The 20,981-nt window shown below is 66.4% G+C and carries 16 protein-coding genes and 2 pseudogenes; 8 read left to right on the plus strand and 10 right to left on the minus strand.

Going from position 1 to position 20,981, the window contains the following annotated elements:
• Positions 1-159: 159 nt before the first annotated feature.
• Positions 160-375: pseudogene (locus tag AC5P6A_RS16390) on the minus strand (2OG-Fe(II) oxygenase); the annotation flags it as partial.
• 78 nt (positions 376-453) lie between these two features.
• On the opposite strand from AC5P6A_RS16390, the gene AC5P6A_RS16395 reads away from it, so the two are divergent.
• Positions 454-744 (plus strand): hypothetical protein, encoded by a 291-nt coding sequence (locus AC5P6A_RS16395; RefSeq protein ID WP_134732008.1) that lies wholly within the window; start codon positions 454-456, stop codon positions 742-744.
• The gene (locus tag AC5P6A_RS16400) at positions 741-1,211 is read left to right on the plus strand and encodes a hypothetical protein (RefSeq protein WP_242015547.1); all 471 of its coding nucleotides are present in this window, start codon (positions 741-743) and stop codon (positions 1,209-1,211) included. The genes AC5P6A_RS16395 and AC5P6A_RS16400 overlap by 4 nt, the downstream gene beginning before the upstream one ends.
• A 62-nt stretch (positions 1,212-1,273) precedes the next feature.
• On the opposite strand, the gene AC5P6A_RS16405 is transcribed toward AC5P6A_RS16400, so the two are convergent.
• From AC5P6A_RS16405 to AC5P6A_RS16415, 3 genes are all read right to left on the minus strand, one after another.
• On the minus strand, positions 1,274-1,984 hold the full coding sequence (locus tag AC5P6A_RS16405; protein WP_346715209.1) for a 2OG-Fe(II) oxygenase: 711 nt from the start codon (positions 1,982-1,984) through the stop codon (positions 1,274-1,276).
• 107 nt (positions 1,985-2,091) lie between these two features.
• Positions 2,092-3,108, minus strand: coding sequence for a class 1 fructose-bisphosphatase (locus AC5P6A_RS16410; RefSeq protein ID WP_171953192.1), 1,017 nt, complete (start codon positions 3,106-3,108; stop codon positions 2,092-2,094).
• Positions 3,109-3,448: 340 nt separating this feature from the next.
• Positions 3,449-4,651: an amino acid aminotransferase gene (locus tag AC5P6A_RS16415; protein WP_111099267.1), complete on the minus strand. Its 1,203-nt coding sequence runs from the start codon at positions 4,649-4,651 to the stop codon at positions 3,449-3,451.
• A 172-nt stretch (positions 4,652-4,823) separates the two neighbouring features.
• Here AC5P6A_RS16415 and AC5P6A_RS16420 point away from each other — a divergent pair, with 172 nt between their 5' ends.
• On the plus strand, positions 4,824-6,914 hold the full coding sequence (locus AC5P6A_RS16420; protein WP_346715208.1) for a TonB-dependent receptor family protein: 2,091 nt from the start codon (positions 4,824-4,826) through the stop codon (positions 6,912-6,914).
• Positions 6,915-6,994: 80 nt separating this feature from the next.
• Here the strand turns inward: AC5P6A_RS16420 and AC5P6A_RS16425 are convergent, their stop codons facing one another.
• Positions 6,995-7,333 (minus strand): hypothetical protein, encoded by a 339-nt coding sequence (locus AC5P6A_RS16425; RefSeq protein ID WP_005411772.1) that lies wholly within the window; start codon positions 7,331-7,333, stop codon positions 6,995-6,997.
• A 147-nt stretch (positions 7,334-7,480) separates the two neighbouring features.
• Between AC5P6A_RS16425 and AC5P6A_RS16430 the strand changes: the two genes are divergently transcribed.
• The 3 genes and pseudogenes from AC5P6A_RS16430 to ligD all read left to right on the plus strand — a co-directional run.
• Positions 7,481-7,879 carry a hypothetical protein gene (locus tag AC5P6A_RS16430; RefSeq protein ID WP_021204615.1) on the plus strand — a complete coding sequence of 133 codons (399 nt, stop codon included), beginning with the start codon at positions 7,481-7,483 and terminating at the stop codon, positions 7,877-7,879.
• 163 nt (positions 7,880-8,042) lie between these two features.
• Entirely contained in the window at positions 8,043-8,963 is a 921-nt protein-coding gene (gene ku / locus AC5P6A_RS16435) for a non-homologous end joining protein Ku (protein WP_171953194.1), read from the plus strand.
• A gap of 109 nt (positions 8,964-9,072) precedes the next feature.
• Positions 9,073-10,020: pseudogene (gene ligD, locus AC5P6A_RS16440) on the plus strand (non-homologous end-joining DNA ligase); the annotation flags it as partial.
• Positions 10,021-10,095: 75 nt separating this feature from the next.
• On the opposite strand, the gene AC5P6A_RS16445 reads toward ligD, so the two are convergent.
• The 4 genes from AC5P6A_RS16445 to AC5P6A_RS16460 form a co-directional block, all read right to left on the minus strand.
• A complete protein-coding gene (locus tag AC5P6A_RS16445; protein WP_180877408.1) occupies positions 10,096-10,488 on the minus strand; it encodes a hypothetical protein in 393 nt (130 codons plus the stop codon).
• 103 nt (positions 10,489-10,591) lie between these two features.
• The gene (gene adhP / locus AC5P6A_RS16450; RefSeq protein ID WP_164145001.1) at positions 10,592-11,620 is read right to left on the minus strand and encodes an alcohol dehydrogenase AdhP; all 1,029 of its coding nucleotides are present in this window, start codon (positions 11,618-11,620) and stop codon (positions 10,592-10,594) included.
• Positions 11,621-11,716: 96 nt separating this feature from the next.
• Complete coding sequence (eda, locus tag AC5P6A_RS16455; RefSeq protein WP_155028731.1) at positions 11,717-12,355, minus strand: bifunctional 4-hydroxy-2-oxoglutarate aldolase/2-dehydro-3-deoxy-phosphogluconate aldolase; 639 nt, start codon at positions 12,353-12,355, stop codon at positions 11,717-11,719.
• Positions 12,342-13,361: a PfkB family carbohydrate kinase gene (locus tag AC5P6A_RS16460; RefSeq protein ID WP_171953197.1), complete on the minus strand. Its 1,020-nt coding sequence runs from the start codon at positions 13,359-13,361 to the stop codon at positions 12,342-12,344. The genes eda and AC5P6A_RS16460 overlap by 14 nt, the downstream gene beginning before the upstream one ends.
• Before the next feature lie 285 nt (positions 13,362-13,646).
• On the opposite strand from AC5P6A_RS16460, the gene AC5P6A_RS16465 reads away from it, so the two are divergent.
• Positions 13,647-16,397 carry a TonB-dependent receptor gene (locus tag AC5P6A_RS16465; RefSeq protein WP_171953198.1) on the plus strand — a complete coding sequence of 917 codons (2,751 nt, stop codon included), beginning with the start codon at positions 13,647-13,649 and terminating at the stop codon, positions 16,395-16,397.
• Between the two features lie 138 nt (positions 16,398-16,535).
• Entirely contained in the window at positions 16,536-20,339 is a 3,804-nt protein-coding gene (locus AC5P6A_RS16470) for a LamG-like jellyroll fold domain-containing protein (protein WP_180877396.1), read from the plus strand.
• A gap of 34 nt (positions 20,340-20,373) precedes the next feature.
• Here the strand turns inward: AC5P6A_RS16470 and AC5P6A_RS16475 are convergent, their stop codons facing one another.
• Positions 20,374-20,961 (minus strand): cysteine dioxygenase family protein, encoded by a 588-nt coding sequence (locus tag AC5P6A_RS16475; protein WP_019658826.1) that lies wholly within the window; start codon positions 20,959-20,961, stop codon positions 20,374-20,376.
• Positions 20,962-20,981: the final 20 nt, after the last annotated feature.

The following is a 20,981-nucleotide window of genomic DNA, read 5'->3' on the forward strand; positions in this document are numbered from 1 at the left end:
ACCTTGCCATGGCTATCTTGATCGGACTGAAGGCCACTCTTCTATCTTCAGTTCAACTTTCAACTCGAAATCTGCGTCGAGAAGGTCAGTGCCTGGCAACATAGCAACGACGATTTCTGACTGTTCTTTGGACCCACGAAATACTTGGGTTAGCCCCCCCTATCCCCCAGACAACTTCTGCGCACTCTGGAACAGGATCCAGCTGGTGGCGATGAACTTGTCGTCGCCCTGCGGCCGGTTGCCACGATGGGCGTGGGTGAACGCGATCGGGGCGATCAACAAACTGCCGATGCGAAGTACGATCTTCCGCCCCTGGAACAGGAACTCGGTCTCGCCTTCGTCAATGTCGTCGTTGAGGTACAGCGTCCACAAGAGGAGCGTTCAGCATCATGGATGCGAACCATATCCGCCTACTGGTTCAAGTCGATGCTTCCGGATCCATGAGCGCATGAAATGAAGATCATCTACTGGCTGGGCATCGCGTTCCTGTGGATGCTCCCATTGAACTTTCTTCTACTGACAGCGGCCAAATTGCTGTCAGCGGATCCGCTAGGCAGCGAAGAGCTGGTCGGCCTCGGCATGGCCGTATTTGGTGGGGCAGCGGGAGGGATCCTGTATCGCCGTCGTCCTCGCAAGCCCCTCGCTCCGTCGAGCATCCATGATCCGGTGCACGGGGCAAAGACGACTGAAGCCTTGCGGGATTCAAGTTGCGACGAACAACGACAGTCGGGGAATGGGCCTTGAAAAAGGTACCGTTGCGCCATCTGCTCCTGTGCACTGTCATTGCGGCCCTGACAAGCGGTACTTATCTTTCAATGTTTGGATCCATCGGACGTGGCGATTGGACCGGAAAGCCTACAGAAGCAGAACTGCGCGCTGCCACCGATACCTTTGAACTCCCTTCAGGGGTCCATCCCACGAACGTTACGTTCTTACCGAAGGTCACGTTCCTGGGGGCCGTCTTCGACGCTGAACTCGAATCTGATCCAGAGCAGATCGCCGCTTTCTTCATCAAACAAGCCGCAGAGAAGCGGTGGCGACTGCAGAAAGACAAACGGCAGCGCCATTACCGATTGATGGTCTTCTGCGAGGATCGCCTGGCGCGCTCGGTAGAGCTGACGACAAGAGGCAGTACGGTGAAGCTCTATGGAGGAACCTACTGGGACTCGGACAGGGGCGGCGGCGACTACTGCTCTCCTGAGGCCCGGTAAACCACCGACGGCATAACGAACTTGCCTGGATATCGGCTCCAATCGGGAGAAGTACGATGACCTCACCCTCCCCCAAACAACTTCTGCGCACTCTGGAACAGGATCCAGCTGGTCGCGATGAACTTGTCCCCACCCTGCGGGCGATTGCCACGATGGGTGTGAGTAAACGCCGTCGGCGCAATCAGCAGGCTGCCGGTGCGCGGCGCGATCTTGCGCCCCTGGAACAGGAACTCGGTCTCGCCTTCGTCAAAGTCGTCGTTGAGGTACAGCGTCCACAACACGTGCCGATGCAGGGTCTCGGCCTGCGCATCCTTCGGGTACAGCTCGCAGTGCCAGTAGGGGTAACCACCCTCGCCCGCCGCATACCACTGCAGGTTGATGGCGCCGGGGCGCAGGCAGGTCCGCGCAAGATCCGCCAGTTGCTGTGGCGGCATGTCGGGGAAGTCCTCGGCAGACAGGCGTCGCGGTTGGCCGTTGCTGTCCTGGATCTGCAACATCAGCGGGGCGATCAACGCCTGTGGATAACGGCGTAGATAAGTCAGCAGGCCGTTGAACGCCGCGATCTGCAGCTGCTGGTCGACATCCTGCCAGCCGTCCAGGCCACTGATGCGCAGATCCTTGCTGTGCTTGAGTTCCGGGAACACACCACTGCCCACGGCACCGGGCTGCAGGCCACGCGTGGCGCGCAGGCGTTCAACGATCGCCGCGCAGACCTCGCTGGGGACGGCGTTGTGGATGACTTCGATGAAATCGACCGGGCCCTGCTCGTGCATGCGTGCATTCCTTAGGCGGCAACGGCTTGATGGTGCCGTTTGCCGCCCTCGGTGTCACCCCACGGTCATGTCATCGTTCTGCCATGACCGCTGTCAGGCGATAGGCCTCAGCCCTGTGCGTCGTCGTGCGCGTGGTGGTAGCGCACGGCTTCGGCCACTTCCTCGCGCGAACCCAGGAACACCGGCACGCGCTGGTGCAGCTGGTCGGGCTGGATGTCGAGGATGCGCTCACGGCCCGTCGAGGCGGCACCGCCGGCCTGTTCGACCAGCAGGCCCATCGGGTTGGCCTCGTACATCAGGCGCAGCTTGCCGGCCTTGGACGGATCCTTCTTGTCCCACGGGTAGATGAAGATGCCGCCGCGGGTCAGGATGCGATGCACGTCGGCCACCATGCTGGCGATCCAGCGCATGTTGAAGTTCTTGCCGCGCGCGCCTTCCTTGCCCGCCAGCAGGTCGCTGACGTAGGCCTGCATCGGCGCTTCCCAGTGACGCTGGTTGGACATGTTGATGGCGAATTCCTGGGTGGCCGCCGGAATCTGCATGTTCTCGGTGGTCAGCACGAACTCGCCCTTCTCGCGGTCCAGGGTGAAGGCGTGGGTACCGTGGCCGACGGTCAGCACCAGCTGGGTGCTGGGCCCGTAGATGCAGTAGCCGGCGGCGATCTGCTTGCTGCCCGGCTGCAGGAACGCGTCATCGCCCGGCAGTTCGACATTGGTCGGGCAGCGCAGCACGGAGAAGATGGTGCCGACGGAGACGTTGACGTCGATGTTGGAGCTGCCGTCGAGGGGATCGAACAGCAGCAGGAAATCACCGCGCGGGTAGATGTCCGGCACCGGCTGGCTGTGGTCCATTTCCTCCGAGGCGCAGGCGGCGAGGTGGCCACCCCAGGCGTTGGCTTCAAGCAGGATCTCGTTGCTGATCACATCCAGCTTCTTCTGCGCTTCACCCTGCACGTTGCCGGTACCGGCATCGCCGAGCACGCCACCGAGGGCGCCCTTGCTGACGGCGATGGAGATGCTGGTGCAGGCGCGGGCCACCACGGCGATCAGCTGGCGCAGGTCGGCATTGATGCGGCCGGCGTGCTGTTCCTGGATCAGGAAGCGGGTCAACGAAGTACGGGACATGGGCGGGCAGGTCTCGGCAGCGGGAAAACGCCTATTGTCGCCCGTATGGCGGGGGCGTGCGTGAGCGCGGGAAGGCGTAATCGTTTCCAGATGCGTTGCGCTCGTGGCGCCTTCCTTTTGTCGAGGCTCGCGGGAGGGGAAGGCGATGCAGGACACGCTGCAAGTACGTCCCTGTAAGCTCGATGGCGCCATCCATGGCGCCAACGGTCCTGCATCGCCTCCCCCTCCCGCGAGCGTCAGGGTTCGCCGCGAGCGCGGTGGGGATGGCAAAGGCAAGAGCAGGAGCAAAAAACAAAGGCGCCTTTCGGCGCCTTTGTCCTCAAGCCACTGGAGCGTTGCTTCAGCCCTTGGCGACGGTGGCCACGGCCTTGGCGACGTATTCCAGGTTGTTCTGGTTCAGCGCGGCCACGCAGATGCGACCGGTGCCGACGGCGTAGATGCCGAACTCGTCGCGCAGGCGCTCGACCTGCTCACGGCTCAAGCCGGAGTAGGAGAACATGCCGGCCTGCTCGTTGATGAAGCCGAACTGCGGGGCACCTGCAGCGGCCAGCTTCTCGACCAGGCCCTGGCGCAGGGCATGGATGCGCTCGCGCATCTCGGTCAGCTCCTGCTCCCACATCGCGCGCAGTTCCGGGTGGGTCAGCACGCCGGCCACCAGCGCAGCACCGTGGGTGGATGGGCTGGAGTAGATGGTGCGGATCACGCGCTTGACCTGCGACTGCACCGCCTTGGCGTCAGCGGCGGTCGGCGCCACCATCGACAGCGCACCCACGCGCTCGCCATACAGCGAGAACGACTTGGAGTACGAGTTGGCGACGATGAAGCTGTCGATGCCGGCTTCGGCGATGATGCGCACCGCGGCGCCGTCCTGCTCGATGCCCTTGTCGAAGCCCTGGTAGGCCATGTCGATGAAGGGGAACAGCTGCTTGTCCTTCAGCAGCTGTGCGACCTGCTTCCACTGGGTGACCGTGAGGTCGGCACCGGTGGGGTTGTGGCAGCAGGCGTGCAGCAGCACCACGGTGCCGGCTTCCAGCTTGCCCAGGTCCGCCAGCAGGCCGTCGAAGTTGACGCCGTGGGTGGTCGGATCGAAGTAGGTGTAATCCAGCACCTCGAAGCCGGCCGCGCTGAACACGGCGCGGTGGTTTTCCCAGCTCGGGTTGCTCAGCGCAACGGTGGCGTGCGGCAGCAGCTTCTTCAGCACGTCGGCGCCGACGCGCAGCGCACCGCTGCCACCAACGGTCTGCGCGGTGGTCACGCGGCCAGCGGCCAGCAGCGGCGAATCCTTGCCGAACACCAGCTCACGCGTGGCCTGCGTGTACGCCGGCAGGCCGTCGATCGGCAGGTAGCCGCGCGGTTTGGCTTCAGCGGCGAGCTGCTGCTCGATCTGCTTGACGGCGCGCAGCAGCGGAATGCGGCCGCTCTCGTCGTAGTAGATGCCCACACCCAGGTTGACCTTGGTTGGGCGGCTGTCGGCGTTGTACGCCTCGGTCAGGCCCAGGATCGGGTCACCTGGGACCAGTTCCACGTTTGCAAAGAAGGACACGGCGGTACTCGTTCGGTAGACGGAAAGGGGGAGGAAGTGCGCTACGCGGTCTGCGGCGTTTCGGCCGGAAACAGCCCATCGTAACAAAGCCTGCCGGGGGCTGGCCGCCGCCATCGTCATCCACGGCCCCGTACCATGGCGTGCGTTGCCGCCCGACCCATCAACCTGAATCATGAAAACTGCCGCACGCCGCCGTAGCCTGCCGCTTTCCGCCCTGCTGCTGTCGCCCTGGGCGGTGATGGCCGCGCCTGCGCCCACCGCCCTGCCGGCGGTGCAGGTACAGGCTGCACGGGTGCCGGGCATCGACCCGTTCGCGCTGCCGGCCAGCCAGGACACGGTCTGGATCGATGCCGGCCGCGCTGGCACCGGCGCGCAGCTGTCCGAAGCGCTGGCTGGGGTACCCGGTCTGCTGGCGCGCGACCGGCAGAACTTCGCCCAGGACACCCAGCTGTCGATCCGTGGCTTCGGCGCGCGTTCGACCTTCGGGGTGCGCGGGGTACGGGTGTTGATCGACGGGGTCCCTGCAACCATGCCCGATGGCCAAGGCCAGCTGTCACATGCCAGCCTGCTTGGTGCCGAACGCATCGAGGTGCTGCGTGGGCCGTTTTCCGCGCTCTACGGCAATTCCTCCGGTGGCGTGCTGCAGGTCTGGAGCGAACAGGGCCAGGCCGGCGACCCGTGGCGGTTGCGGCTCAGCGCCGGTGCCGACAACACGCTGAGCGTCGGTGCACAGCTGAAGGGTGCCGGCCAAGTACTGGACTACAACATCGCCGCCAATCACTTCCGCACCGATGGCTGGCGCGATCACAGCCAGGCACGCCGTGAATCGCTCAACGCGCGCATCGGGGGCGAGCTGGGCGGCGGGCGGCTGGAGCTGTTGCTCAATGCGCTTGATGCACCGGATGCGCAGGACCCGCTGGGCCTGACCCGTGCCCAGGTGGCGGCTGATCCGCGCCAGGCCACGGCAGTCGCGCACCAGTACAACACCCGCAAATCGGTGCGCCAGCAGCAGGCCGGCCTGCGCTGGACACGTGAAACCGGGCCGCAGCGCTGGCAGCTGATGGGCTATGCCGGCCAGCGCGCGGTACGCCAATACCTGCCGATCCCACCGACCGCCCAGGCCAACCCCCTGCATGCCGGTGGGGTGATCGATCTGGAGGGCGGCTACGGCGGGTTGGACGCGCGCTGGGGCTGGCAGGGTGACCTTGCCGGCCGGCCGCTGGACCTGGTGGCCGGGCTCAGCGCCGACCGCCAGCGCCAGCATCGCACCGGCCATGAGAACTTCCTCGGCAGCGCCCTGGGCGTGCGTGGACGGCTGCGTCGTGACCAGATCGACGTCGTGCAGAACGTGGACCAGTTCGCCCAGGCCTGGTGGCAATGGAGCCCGCGCTGGTCGTTGCTGGCCGGCCTGCGCCACAGCACCGTGCGTTTCAACTCGGACGATCGCTACATCACCGCCCGCAACCCGGATGACAGTGGTCACCGGCGCTACCAGGCGACCACGCCGGCGGCCGGGATCAGCTTCGAAGCGAGCCCGCAGTGGCGGCTGCACGCGGCGGTGGGACGTGGCTTTGAAACGCCTACCTTCAACGAACTGGGCTATCGCGCCGACGGCCAGGCGGGATTGGCGCTGGATCTGGCGGCCGCCCGCAGCCGCAATCTGGAGATTGGAAGCAAGTGGCACGCGCAAGGCGGAGCCCAGCTCGATGTCAGCGTATTCCGCGCAGATACCAACAATGAGCTGGCAGTTGCCAGCAATATCGGCGGGCGCAGCACCTATCGCAACATCGGCCGCACCCGCCGCCAGGGCATGGAACTGCAGTACCGGCAGCCGCTGGGCGAACAGCTGGAACTGCAGCTGGCATGGACCTGGCTGCAGGCTCAGGTGCGCTCGCCCTACCTGACCTCGAACACCTTGGTCGCCGCAGGCAGCCGCCTGCCCGGCGTGCCCCGCCAACAGGCCTTCGCACGCCTGCAGTGGAGCCCGGCTGAGTGGCAGTGGGCGCTGGAGGCCTCGGCCAGCAGCGATACTGTGGTCAATGACGTGGCCACCGAGCGCGCGCCGGGCTACGCCCTGCTGCACTTGGAAGCCGACCGTCGATGGACGCTGCCGGGCGGTGAGCTGCGCGCCTTCGCCCGGCTGGAGAACGTGCTGGACCAAGCCTACATCGGCTCGGTGATCGTCAATGACGGCAACGGGCGCTTCTATGAGCCGGGACCGGGACGGCGAGCCAACGTCGGCCTGCAGTGGTCGTGGCGCTGAGTTGGTAGTGCCGGCCGCTGGCCGGCATCGCTTTGTGCAGGGCAGCCCAGACGTTGCCGGCCAGCGGCCGGCACTACCGGTCAGTCGGGGGCCTTGGCCGGCACGAACGGCGAGGTCGGGTCGCTGGCCGGGAACGTCTCCTCCAGCGCCTCGTCCTGGTTGTCGCTGGCGCGCTGCTTGCGCTCGCGGCGCTTGAGCGGGCTCTCCTGGCCACCACGGTGGCGGTCACCGCCATCCTTGCGGTCCTGGGCCGCCTGTTCAGCCTCGTGCTTCACCGGCAGGTGGTCGTGCTCGGCATCGAAGAACGGCGCGCCGGTGCCGCGGTAGTCGGCGTTGTCGGCATCGCGCTTGCCGCGCTGCTCGCCGGGAATGGGCGGGTGGTTCTCCCGCAGCGGGTCTCGCGAGGTCTCTCGGCTCATGGTCTGGTACCTGCCCTTGGGGGGATTCCACTACACCGCCCCGCAGGTAAAGCCGTTGCGAACCTGGCGTCATGAACATCTCGCTCACCCCCCGGTAACGGCACCGCGCGTATTCCTGCCCACCCGCCCCCGCTGCAGGAGCCGGCCATGCCCCGTCTTGAACGACCCGCACCGTCCGTGTTCAACGCCCTGCTCGATCCACTCGGCCAGCGCACTGCCCAGCGCCGCACGCGCCGCCAGGAAGATCCGCAGGCGGTGGCGCAGGACTACCTGCAGTACATGATCAGCGACTACGAGGAGAGGCGTGGCCAAAGCCACCGCAACTGGCGCGATCTGTGCCCGGTATATGCCTTCGCGCTGACGACCCATGCCGCGGATTGGCCACGCGGTGATGCTGCCGATACCTGCGAGGAACTGGCCGAGCATTGGGAACAGATGCGCGGGCAGTCGCGGCTGGGCTGGTCGCAGGCACGCCCGGTCGTGGAGGACGCCTGGCGCGCGCTGGACCATATCCCGGCGGCGGCGGTGAGGCCGTTGCTGCAATAATGCCGGCCGCTGGCCGGCAACCCCGGGAAACTTCAGGCCGCGAGTTCCGCCGGCCAGTGCCCGGCACTACCGTTTTCCGTAGAACCCGCGTGCACGGTATCGACACGGGTGGTTTACACCGCCCATCCCAAGCTGGATGCCCTGCTCCGCCAAAGGTACGCCCATGGCCCGCCCGATCTGGACTGGCACGCTCTCGTTCGGCCTGCTCAATGTGCCGGTGTCACTGATGTCCGGAGAGCGCAAGGTCGATCTGCAGTTCCGCATGCTCGACTCCCGCGATCGCAAGCCGATCCGCTTTGAGCGGGTCAACGCCGATACGGGCGAGGAAGTTCCCTGGAAGGACATCGTCAAGGCCTACGAGTACGACAAGGGCAGCTATGTCGTGCTGGAGGAAGGCGATATCCGTTCGGCGGCACCAGAAAGCCACGAGGCCGTAGAAGTGGAATCGTTCGTGGAAGCATCGCAGATCGATCCGCGCTACTACGAGAAACCGTATCTGCTGGTGCCCGGCAAGAAGGCCGAGAAAGGCTATGTGCTGCTGCGCGAGACCCTGCGCAGCACCGGCAAGGTCGGTATCGCGCGGGTGGTCGTGCGCACACGCGAGTACCTGTGCGCGGTGATGCCGCATGAGGACGCACTGGTGCTGATGATCCTGCGCTATCCACAGGAACTGGTGGATCCGGAGGAGTACAAGCTGCCCACCGGCAAGCTGTCCGACTACCGCATCACCAGCAAGGAAACGGCGATGGCCGAACAGCTGATCGAGTCGATGGCCGGCGACTGGGATCCGTCGCAGTATCACGATGAATTCCGCGAGCGCCTGCAGCAGGTGTTGAACAAGCGCATCAAGTCCAAGGGGGGTACCACGCGGGTCGACGATGAGCCTGCACCGCGCGAGGACGCCAGCACCAATGTGGTCGATTTCATGGCGCTGCTGCAGAAGAGCCTGGATGCCAACAAGCGCACGCCAGCGAAAAAGACGGCAACGCGGAAAGCAGCCACCAAATCCACGGTAAAGAAGGCAGCCAAGAAGGCTGCGAAGAAAGCTGCAAAGAAGACCGCTGCACGCCGCAAGGCAGGTTGAGCATGTCGTTGGAGCAGTACCGGCGAAAGCGCCGACCTGGCGGCGGCGCAGGGCAGACGCCGGCGCCTGACGACACGCCCGCGCAGGGTGATCCGACGCGGCGGCCTACCTGCGCCAGGCTGGTTTCAAGCGGCTGCGCAGCGACACGCCGAAGGAGGACCTTGGAATGAACATCGCAGATGCCGAAGCTGGAGGCGAGGTCCAGATTACTCATCCGGAGCGGGTGGTTTTTCCAAAGCAGAAGCTGACCAAGGGCGCCGTGGCCGACTACTACCAGCGCATGGCGCGCTGGATCCTGCCGGAAATCAGCGCGCGTCCGCTGTCACTACTGCGCTGCCCGGACGGCGTCGGCAAGGCCTGCTTCTTCCAGAAGCACCATGGTGCCGGCCTGGGCGATGCTGTACATGCGGTGCCGCTGCAGCAGAAGAGCGGGCGCGAGGATTACGTTTACATCGACGACGCACGGGGCCTGCTGCAGCTGGTGCAGATGAACACCCTGGAGTTGCATCCCTGGGGTGCAACCGTCGCCGACCCCGAGCATCCGGATCGGCTGGTGTTCGATCTTGACCCTGGAGAAGGCGTCAGCTGGGCACAGGTGAAGGCCGCTGCGCGTGACGTCCGTGACCGCCTGCAGGAGGCCGGCCTGAAGAGCTTCGTGCGGTTGTCCGGTGGCAAGGGGGTGCACGTTGTGGTGCCGCTGAAGCCCAGGGCCGACTGGGAACAGGCCAGGGTGTTCTGCGAGGCATTTGCCCGGGCGATGGCGGAGCGCGCGCCGGACCACTACGTGGCGACCATGAGCAAGGCCAAGCGTGGCGGCGTCATCTTCATCGACTGGCTGCGCAATACGCGGGGCGCCACCAGCGTGTGCTCGTGGTCGCTGCGTGCGCGTGAAAGTGCCGGTGTGGCGGTACCGCTGCGCTGGGAGGAACTGGCACGCGTCGGTGCGGCGGATGCGTTTTCGATGGCCAAGGCGCTGGCGCGCGCGAAGCGGCTGAAAGCGGATCCGTGGCAGGGCATCGATGCGTTGAAGCAGACGCTGCCGCGGATGGACCTGTAGAGCCGAGCCTATGCTCGGCTGCCTGTGTAAATGTGCATGAAAGCCGAGCACAGGCTCGGCTCTACAGGGGCGGCATCACCTTGCATCGCGCGAGGGACGACGGCCAAACCACCAGCCGGCCAGCAATTGCAGCGGCAGCGACGCCAGCAGCGAAATGACGAACCAGAGCGGGAAATCCGCACCCGCCGTCCACATGGCGTAGCCACAGCCCAGCGCGACCAGCGACCAGATCGAGAAGCCGTGCGAACGCGGCCAGCAGGGCGCGTAGTAGGTGGCAAAGGCGATACCCGCGATGCCACCGAGCACGCTGAAGGCCAGGTCCCAGCCCAGCTGCGCGCTGTTGTTGTCCGGCGGCATGCCCAGCAGCGGCGGCAACCAGCTGGCGACGCTGCTCACCAGCGCAAGTGAAAGTACACCGCCGAGCAGGGCAACGATGGACAGGAACAGGATCTTGAGCACGCCGGGCATGCACGCATTGTACGGCCGCGCGAGTGCCCGCTGGCGATGAATCGGCATGGCCGCCGCGTCCGTGGGAGAGGGGGACGGAGCGGCGGCGGCCATGCACGGAGGGTCAGGCGGCGAAGTCCAGTACGACGCGGCCTTCGATGGTGCCCGCGTGCATGCGTGCGAACACGTCGTTGATGTTTTCCAGGCGATCGGTGCTGACGGTGGCGGCGACCTTGCCCTCGGCAGCGAACTGCAGCGATTCCTGCAGGTCCAGGCGGGTGCCGACGATCGAGCCGCGCACGGTGATGCCGTTGAGCACCATGCCGAAGATATCCAGCGGGAAGTTGCCGGGCGGCAGGCCATTGAGCGAGACAGTGCCGCCGCGGCGGACCATGCCCAGTGCCTGCTCGAACGCCTTCGGCGACACCGCGGTGACCAGTGCACCGTGTGCGCCACCGATCTCCCTCTTCAGGAAGGCGGCCGGGTCGGTGGTACGCGCGTTGACGGTGACCTGCGCGCCGAGCTTCCGCGCCAGCGCCAGCTTGTTGTCATCCACGTCCACCGCCGCCACGTTCAGGCCCATTGCGCGGGCGTACTGCACGGCCATGTGGCCCAGGCCACCGATGCCGGAGATCGCCACCCAGTCACCGGGCCTGGTGTCGGTGACCTTCAGGCCCTTGTAGACGGTCACGCCGGCGCACAGCACCGGCGCGATCTCCACGAAGCCCACGTCCTTTGGAAGCAGGCCGACATAGTTGGCATCGGCCAGTGCGTACTCGGCGAAGCCGCCGTTGACCGAGTAACCGGTGTTGCGCTGCGTTTCGCACAGCGTTTCCCAGCCCCCCAGGCAGTGTTCGCAATGGCCACACGCCGAGTACAACCAGGGGATGCCGACCCTGTCGCCTTCCCTGACGTGCCCGACCCCGCCACCCACGGCCACGACGTGCCCCACGCCCTCGTGACCGGGGATGAACGGCGGGTTCGGTTTGACCGGCCAGTCGCCCTCGGCGGCGTGCAGGTCGGTGTGGCAGACACCACAGGCCTCGATCCTGACCAGTACCTCGCCCGCCCCCGGGCGTGGTACCGAGACTTCCTCGATGACCAGTGGCTTGCCGAACTCACGCACGACAGCGGCCTTCATGGTGGAATTCATGTTCGGATCTCCGTAGTGCGCTTGCCCACAGAATGACGCCGGCACGAGGCCGGCGCTTTGATCACGATCAAACCTTTGAAGATCCGTGCGCCGGGTTCAGCTGGCCAGCACCGAGGCCTCGCGGGCGAGGCGCTCGATGGCCTCCCAGTCGCGGGTCTGCAGCAGTGCCGGCGTGGTCAACCACGAGCCACCCACGCACAGCACGTTGGGCAGGTGCAGGAACTGCGGCGCGGTCTGCGCGCTGATGCCACCGGTCGGGCAGAAGCGCACGTCGGCGAATGGACCGTGCCAGGCCGCCAGCAGCGCGGCACCGCCGGCCTGCACGGCGGGAAAGAACTTGAACGTGTCTTGGCCGTGCTCCAGGCCCAGGATCAGGTCCGAGGCCGTGGCCGCACCGGGCAGGTACGGCAGGTCGGCATCGTGCGCGGCCGCGTACAGTGCCGGCGTGGCGCCGGGGGACACCGCGAAACGCGCTCCGGCCTGCTTCGCCGCCTGCATCTGCGCCGGGGTAAGCACGGTGCCGGCACCGATCACCGCGTCCGGTACGGCCTCGACCATGGCCGTGATCGCGTCCAGCGCCTGCGGCGTGCGCAGGGTCACTTCGATCACCGGCAGGCCGCCGCGGAACAGGGCCTGGGCCACTTCGACCGCGTCATTCACGTCTTCGGGGGTGTACACCGGAATCACCGGTGCCAGTTTCAGGACCGCGCGTACGCGCGGATCAGCGGCGGACATCGAATCGCTCCTCGCCCATCAGGGCCAGCACGTCAGCTTCGCTGACAGGATTGAAATCGCCGGGGATGGAGTGCTTCAGCGCCCCGGCGGCCAGGCCGAACCGCACGGTGGCGTCGGCATCAAGGCCGGACAGGATGCCATGCAGGATGCCGGCCGCGAAGGCATCACCGCCACCGATGCGGTCGACGATGCCCTGCAGATGACGCAGTGGGGCCTGTGCGCGGGTTCCGTCGCAACCCAGCAGCGCAGCGCCCAGCACATGGTGGTCCACGCTCAGCACCTGCCGCTGCGTGCAGGCCATCCACTGCAGTTGCGGAAAGGCACCGAACGCGGCGGCAGCGGCCGCGTCGATCCGCTCCATCAGGTCCGGCTGGGTGAAGCGGGTGCCCAGTACGACCTCCATGTCGCGGTAGTCGGCGAACACGATGTCGGCCTGCGCGAACAGTTCGCGCAATACCGCCTGCGCATCGCCTCCCCAGCGCTGCCAGAGGCGGGGCCGGAAATTGCCGTCGAAGGAGACGCGGACACCGGCCTGTCTTGCCGCGCGCGCCGCCGCCAGCGTGGCCGCCGCCACGTGCGGGCCCAACGCCGGGCTGACCCCGGAGACGTGCAGCCACTGCGCGTCCTGCAGCAGCGCTGGCCAGTCGTAGTCGGCTGCAGTGCTGCGCGCGAACGCCGAATCCGCGCGGTCGTAGACCACTTCGCTCGCGCGCTGTACCGCGCCGGTGGTGAGGAAGTACAGGCCCATGCGGCCCTCGGCGTCCTCGCGCACACCGCGCGTATCCACGCCGTGCCGCCGCAGTTCACCCAGTACATGCGCCCCCAGCGCATTGCCGGCCACGGTGCTGACCATGGCCACCTGATGTCCAAGCCGGGACAGCGAGACACCCACGTTGGCTTCGGCCCCTCCCACATGGACCTGGAGTTGCGGCGACTGCAGCAGCAGTTCGTTGCCGGGGGCACCCAGGCGCAGCAACAACTCTCCAAAACACACGATACGACCCATCTCAGCTCCTTCACGCGTGCCACCAGCATGGGACACTGCATGGCGTGTAAGTGGACCACGCGAGGGGCGTGGCGATTGGCTAGCGGTGTCATTCTAGACCGAAGACGCCTTGAGAGCGCTTGGGCGATATGTCGAAACCTTTGTCCTGCAAGCGTCTTGGAGACATTGCAAATCTGTTGCGGTGCAAGATGCCCGATCCCGGTGGTGCTGCTAACGTCGGTTTTGACTAGCGGTGTCATTTCGCCGCGCAGCTGCGATACCAGACCTTTGGGAGAGGGGAAAGGCATGCAATCTCGGATCCATGGAAAAAAGACACCGGTTACCTTGCTGGCCCTGGGGGTGGGACTCGCCCTGTCCACCAGCGCGGCCGCCCAGCAGCAGACCGCTACCGACCTGGACACGGTGAACGTCACAGGCTATCGCGCCAGTGTCGAAAAGGCGCTGGACATCAAGCGCGGCGAGGCCGGCGTGGTCGATGCCATCGTCGCCGAAGACATCGGCAAGTTTCCCGACCTCAATCTGGCTGAATCGCTGCAGCGCATTCCGGGCGTGGTGATCACACGCGAAGCCGGCGAAGGCCGCAACATCTCGGTGCGCGGCCTGGGCCCGGATTTCACCCGCGTGCGCATCAATGGGATGGAAGCGCTGACCACCGTCGGCGCCGGTGACCAGAGCGGTGGTACCAACCGCGGCCGCGGTTTCGACTTCAACGTGTTTGCCTCGGACCTGTTCTCGCAGCTGGTGGTGCGCAAGACCGCCTCGGCCGACGTCGAGGAAGGCTCGCTGGGTGCCACTGTCGACCTGCGCACCGCGCGCCCGTTCGACTACGACGGCTTCACCTTCGCCGCAAGCGGCCAGGCCGGCTACAACCAGATGGCCGAAAAGGCCGACCCGCGGCTGGCCGCGCTGGTCTCCAACACCTTCGCCGAAGGTACCTTCGGCGCCCTCCTGTCGGTGGCCTACTCCGAGCGCCAGGCACTGGAGGAAGGCTCCAACACCGGCCGCTGGGCCAACGGCCCGAGCAATGGCAACTTCGCTGCGTCATCGCCGTTCGCCGCCGCACGCGCCGCTGATGTATTCCACCCGCGCTTCCCGCGCTACGTGCAGATGGAACACGAGCAGAAGCGCCTGGGCGTGACCGGCTCGCTGCAGTGGAAGCCCAGCGATGCCAGTGAAGTATCGCTGGACATGCTGTACTCGAAGATCGATGCCACCCGCGACGAGCAGTACATCGAAGCGATTTCCTTCAGCCGTGGCAGCAGCAGCACCCCGCGCCTGGTCGGCAAGCCGAGCACCATCGTCAGGAACGGCGAGATCCGCAACGGCGCGCTGCTGTACGGTGAATTCGACAACGTCGACATCCGTACCGAGAACCGCCACGACGAGTGGAGCACCGAGTTCAAGCAGATCAGCCTGAACGGCCAGCACCGTTTCGGCGACGACTTCACCGTGTCCGGCAAGCTGGGCATCTCGCGCTCCAGGCACGAGAATCCAGTGCAGACCACCGTCATCATGGACAAGTACGACGTCAAGGGCTACAGCTACGACTACCGTGGCAACAGCCGCTTCCCGATCCTCAACTACGGCATCGACCCGACCGACCCCAACGGTTGGGAACTGGCGGAAATCCGCCTGCGCCCGCAGTACGTGGACAACGACTTCGATACCGGCCAGATCGACTTCAACTGGAACATCAGCCCCGGCTTCCGCCTGAAGGGCGGCGTGCTTGCCAAGGACTACACGTTCAAGACCACCGAACTGCGCCGTGCCAGCGAACTGGCCGTGCCGACCTTCGCCAGCGGCAGCAGGATCGTGCCCGTGGACATGATCAACCAGGCCGGCCTGAAGGGCATCAATGGCAATCCGTCCAACTGGGTGGTGCCGAACCTGGATGCAATCGCCGACCAGTTCGACATCTACAGCAACAGCGGCATCTATGCCGTCGCGCCGCGCGCCAACAACGTGCGCAGCGTGGAAGAGAAGGACCGTGGTGCCTACCTGATGGGCGAGTTCAGCACCGAAATCGGCTCGCTGCCGCTGTCGGGCAACTTCGGCGTGCGCTACGTGCGCACCAGGCAGACCTCCACCGGGCTGTCGACGCTGGCCAGTGGTACCACCTCCACCACCGCCACCCGCACCTACGATGACACCCTGCCCTCGTTCAACCTGGTGGCCGAGGTCACGCCCGATTTCCTGATCCGCCTGGGTGCGGCCAAGGTCATGACCCGCCCGGGCCTGGGCAGCCTGACGCCAGGTGCAACCGTGGCCGTGGCCGGTGGTGCGCGCACCATCTCCAGCGGCAATCCCAACCTGGACCCGACGCGCGCCACCAATGTCGACCTGGGCTTCGAGTGGTACTTCGCCGAAGGCGCGATGGCGGGCCTGGGCCTGTTCTACAAGGACATCGAGACCTCGGTGCAGACCCTGCGCGAGAACCGCCCGTACACCGACAGCGGCCTGCCTGCCGAACTGCTGACCGGTACCGGCGCCTCGCCCACCGACGACTTCACCTTCACCCGGCCAGTCAATACCCCCGGCGGTGAGCTGTACGGCGCCGAGGCGAACTACACCCAGCCCTTCACTTTCCTGCCGGGCAAGTGGTCGAACCTGGGCGTGCAGCTGAACTACACCTGGGTCGAATCGAAGATCCAGTACATCAACTCGGCTGGCCAGCCGGTGATGAAGAACGATCTGCTGGGCCTGTCCAAATCGTCATGGAACGCAACGCTGTTCTACGAAGGCGAGACCTTCGCTGGCCGCGTCTCCGCCACCAACCGCGATGACTACCTCACCCAGGTGCCCGGTCAGGAAACCGGCTTCAACCTGGACGGCTACCACGGCATGACCGGCACCACGGTCATTGATGCGTCCATCCGCTACAAGATCAGCGACCAGCTGGAACTGAGCCTGGAAGGCATCAACCTGACCAACGAAGCCTCGGATGAATGGGTGTACTCGCCCGCCACCGGCCGCCTGCCACTCCAGTACACCGAAACCGGCCGCCAGTTCCTGCTGGGCGTGCGCTACAAGTTCTGAGCAACGCCGGCGGCGCGTACCGATACGCGCCGCGGTTCGCCATGACCGCTGCTGCGCCGCAAGGTGCCGCTGCGGCGTGGCCTTGCTACGGTCCGGCGGCCCGCCGCCGGCCGTCGCCCGTTGAAAGGAAATGTCTCCATGCCGCACCGCACGACCGTGTCCCGCTGCCTGCTGCTGGCAGTGGCCCTGGCTGCAGGCCCCGCGACGGCCGCCGCCGATGCCCCCACCCTGCTCTTCCATGTGGATGCCAATCACGGCCTGCAGGCCGTGACCGCTCACGGTGAGGCCGTAGCGAACTTTCGCGACAAGGTCGCGGTGGTCGACGACGGCGAGCATGGCAAGGCCATCCAATGGGAAGACGACGGCGTGCTTGCCTGGGACGCGCCGGGCAACATCCTGGCCCAGCGCGGCACGCTGGCCTTCGACTGGCGTTCACGCTACGCGGTGGGTGAAGCGCCGTTCGTGATCTTCCGCGTCGGCTACGCCGACCACAGCAGCTGGGACATGGCCTGGCTGCGCATCGACTGGAACGGGCACGGCTTCGATGCCTTCGTCACCGATGCCAACCTGGCACGCACACGCGTGTCGTTCCGCATGGATGCACTGCCGCGTCCCGACCAGTGGTTGCACCTGGCCTTCGCCTGGGATGAGGACCACGGCGTGCGCCTGTTCATCGATGGCCGCGAAGTGGCGCGCGCGCAGGCCACCGGCAATTACGATGCCGCGCTGGACCAGCTCGGCCTTGCCGGGCGGGTAATGGCACCGTACCAGGTGCAGAGCCGCTACAACTTCCTGCGTGGCAGCGACTTCCAGCACATCCGGGTCTACGACCGCATGCTGGATGCGCCGGCGGTGGCAACGCTGGCGCGCGGCCGCGAGCCAGCCAGCGCCGTGGCGATCGGCGATGGCACGCGCGCCTGGCGCCACCGCTTCGGCTGGGAAGGGGCTGCACCCCCAGCGTTGGCGGCCGGCGGCACCCGCATCCGCAAGATCGAATTCGCCGATACGCGCGACCACAAGGCGTGGATGTGGAAGGCCACCGACGGCATCGCGGAAACCACCTGGCCGGGCGTCTACAACCGCTCGCGCCTGCCCGGCCGCAATGACTACTTCCAGCTTCCGGACTGGAACACCTATGTGGAAGCCGGCCAGCACCTGGACCTGACCCTGCCGGCCACCGAAACGGTGAACCGGGTGGAGATCCGTGGTGCGGCCTTCGGCACCCTTTCCCACGGGCCCGACGCCGGACATGCCACCGACGTGCTGGTCACGCGCCCGCGCGGCGTGGTGCGCAGCGTGCAGGACATTCCCGCGCAGCAGGGCGGCGTGCTCCGTTTCAGCAACGTCGAACAGGAAACCCCGATCCAGGAAGTCTGGGCCTACAACGTGAGCGAGGGCGCCGAGCCGGAAGGCACGGTCAAGCAGACCTACGTGATCGACAGCCAGGCCCTGCCCGACTACACCAACCTCGATGCACTGCGGCACTACATCGATGGCCGCTTCCCGGCCGCCGAACGCAGCACGGTGATGGCCCTGCCCAAGGGCGCAGGCTCACGCCGCCGGGGTGCCGACAGCCTGCCGGCGCAGCCGCGGCCGATCGTGCACGTGCTGATTCCTTCCGGGGTGGGTGACGCGCCGGCCAACCAGCCGCTGATCCGCAGCTGGGCCTACAGCTGGGAGAACATGCACGACGGCCTGGACGGCGTGGCCATCGACCTTCCCGCGCTGGACCTGCCGCCCACCCACGATGGACTGATCCCGCTGAACATCCGCATCAAGGATCCGATCTGGCCGGCGCGCGACATGATCGATGTATCGGTGTCGGTGCCGCCACGGCAGGCGCGCACGCTGTGGCTGGACCTGCGCGATCGCATCCTCACCCCGGACAGCCTGTGGCTGAGCATCGCCTCGGCCGCACCAGGCTTCGATGCCGATGCCCTCGACGGTGCGCAGGTCCGGCTGGTGTTCAAGCCGCGTGCCGACGCGCTGAAGGAGCACGTGGCCGACCGCTTCAACCAGGTCCGCGACAACTGGGGCTTCCTGGTGGAAGAGCACACCACGTCCAAGCGCCAGCGCCTGTACGCGCGCGTGTACGCGGACCTGAGCGACCTGCTGCGGGTGGATCCGGACCATGAACTCGGCCGCCTGTACTGGAACTACATCAGCTACAACAGCCAGGGCCGGCCGCCCTACACCGCACCGGCCGTGCCCAGGGGCGTGCCGGCGTGGGCATTCAACCAGGTGCAGGACCTGGCGCAGGTGCGGCAGTTCGTCGACTGGTGGATCGACGAACGGCAGGTGGCCTACGGCGATTTCGGTGGTGGCATTTCGGACGATTCCGACCTGACCCAGCAGTGGCCGGGGCTGGCCCTGATGGGCGTGCAGCCGGATCGATTGAACGCCTCGCTGACCGCGCTGTCCGACGCGGTGTACCGCAACGGCATGTTCAGCAACGGCTTGAGTACCATCGAGACCGACGAGCTGCATTCCTATGAGGAAGGCATCAACACCAACAGCGCCATGCTCTACCTCAACTGGGGCGATCCGCTGACGCTGGAACGCCTGATGGAAACGGTGAAGGCCTTCGACGAGCGCATCATCCTGCGCAACCCGCAGGGCCACCTGCTGTTCTCCAGCAACTGGTTCGGTGGCAACAAGGTCTACCGCGAACCGAACTGGCAGTGGCAGAAGCCGTATTCGTTCCCGGTGCTGCACCCGGCGTTCCTGCTGGGCCAGTACAACGCCGATCCCACCGGCCGCGGGCTGGTGATCGGCCTGGCCGATGGCTATCTGGCCCACGCAGGCAAGGACGACAAGGGACGCTTCACCCTGCCCAACGAGATCAACTGGGCCAGCGGTGCCACCCGCGGCGGCGAGTTGAACAACGGCTCCGGCAGTGGCGACACGATGCACACCTTCTGGGCGGCGTGGCGCTGGAGCGGCGATGCGAAGTACCTGCAGGCACTGGACTACCGCGTGGCCCGTGGCGGCCCGGGCGCACTGGCCAACCTGGGCGAGAACGTCGTGGACGTACTGGGCCGGCAACAGGACTGGTATCCGCTGCTGCGCGCCGAGGCCGACGCGGGAAAAACCGGCTTCGCCAGCCTGATGGCCTGGCAGGCCAGCGGCGACAGGTCATACATCGCCGCCCTGCATGCCGACGGCCTGCAGGCGAAAGTGCAGCGCGCGTACATGAACACCGAGGGCCACTGGTGGTCCGACCGCGTGGAAGCGCCCAGTGAATTCCTCCAGCGCGCACGCCTGGGTGGGATCGCGCTGAAGCGCAACCAGAGTTGGCCCGGCCACACCGTCAGCTGGCGCTTCGACCGCGATGGAGCGGCCGAACAGGTCGCCCTGCTGGTGCATGCGCCGTCGCGTGAACGTTTCACCGTTACCAGCTACAACCTGGGCACGCGCACCATCGGCGCCGACATGACCGGCTGGAACGTGGCCAGCGGGACCTGGCGGATACGCAGCGGCGTGGATGCCGATGGCGATGGCCACATCGACGGCACGCCCGCCGAACGCCGCGTACAGCTGGAAACCAGCGCTTCGGTGGCGCTGCAGTTCCGTCCCGGGCGTACCGAGGTGTTCGAGTTCGAACGCGTGTCCGAGGGAACACCGGTGGAAACACGGCCGGACCTGGGCGTGGGTCGCGGCGACGTACGCATCGACGGCAGCCAGCTGCAGGTGACCGTGCACAGCCTGGGCCATGTCGGCACCGGCGTGGCCGTAGCAATGCTGGAAGACGCGCGCGGTCGCGAGATCGCCCGCACGGACGTGCCGGCGCTGGGGGCACCCAGTGACCTGCAGCCGAAGACCGTGCAGGTCTGGCTGCCGTTGCCGGCCGGTGACCGCAGCGGCCTGCGCGTGCGCGTGGCGCTGGCCGACGGTGGCGAGGAAGTGACCCGGCTCAACAACGTGGTCGGCGTGCCGCGATGATGCCTGCATTACGCCGGGCATGATCCGGCGTGGGTCAGGACGCCTCGGTCTCCAGCCGTTTCATCCGGCGCTGGTACCAGCCATCATCCAACGGCTCGAACACCGCGCTGCGTTCCATCACGCCCTCGTAGACATGCAGCGACACGGCCACGTCCGCGTCGCTGGCGTTGCACAGCGTGTGGTACTCGTGCGGCGGAATCAGGCTGCCGGCACTACCGCGGTGGCCGTACAGCGTGGGCTGGGCGGCAAAGCGATGACGTTCGCCATCCTGTTCAATCAGCGCATAGGGAGTGACGATCAGTTCGCCCTGCCAGACGCCTTCCACGCACCACATCGCATCGTGGTCGTGCAGCGGCGTGCCCTGGCCCGGGCCCCAGCACATGGCGATGACGCTGTAGCCCAAGGTCGGGCTGCGGTGCAGTTCACGGCGTGCGTAATGCCCTTCGACCGGGCGCCGCACGCAGGGGGGCAGCTGGATGGACGGATCGACGATGGCCTCGCGCAGCACCTGCTGCAGCGCACCGGTGATGGCCTCCGGCGTGCCCAGCATCACCGCGGCATCGATCGCAGCGAACAGCCGCTCCCGGCCGGTGAATGACGGTGGCAAGGACATCGTTCCCATGCCCCGACTCTAGCCGAGAG

The organism is Stenotrophomonas sp. YJH_SMC_20 (assembly GCF_059367845.1).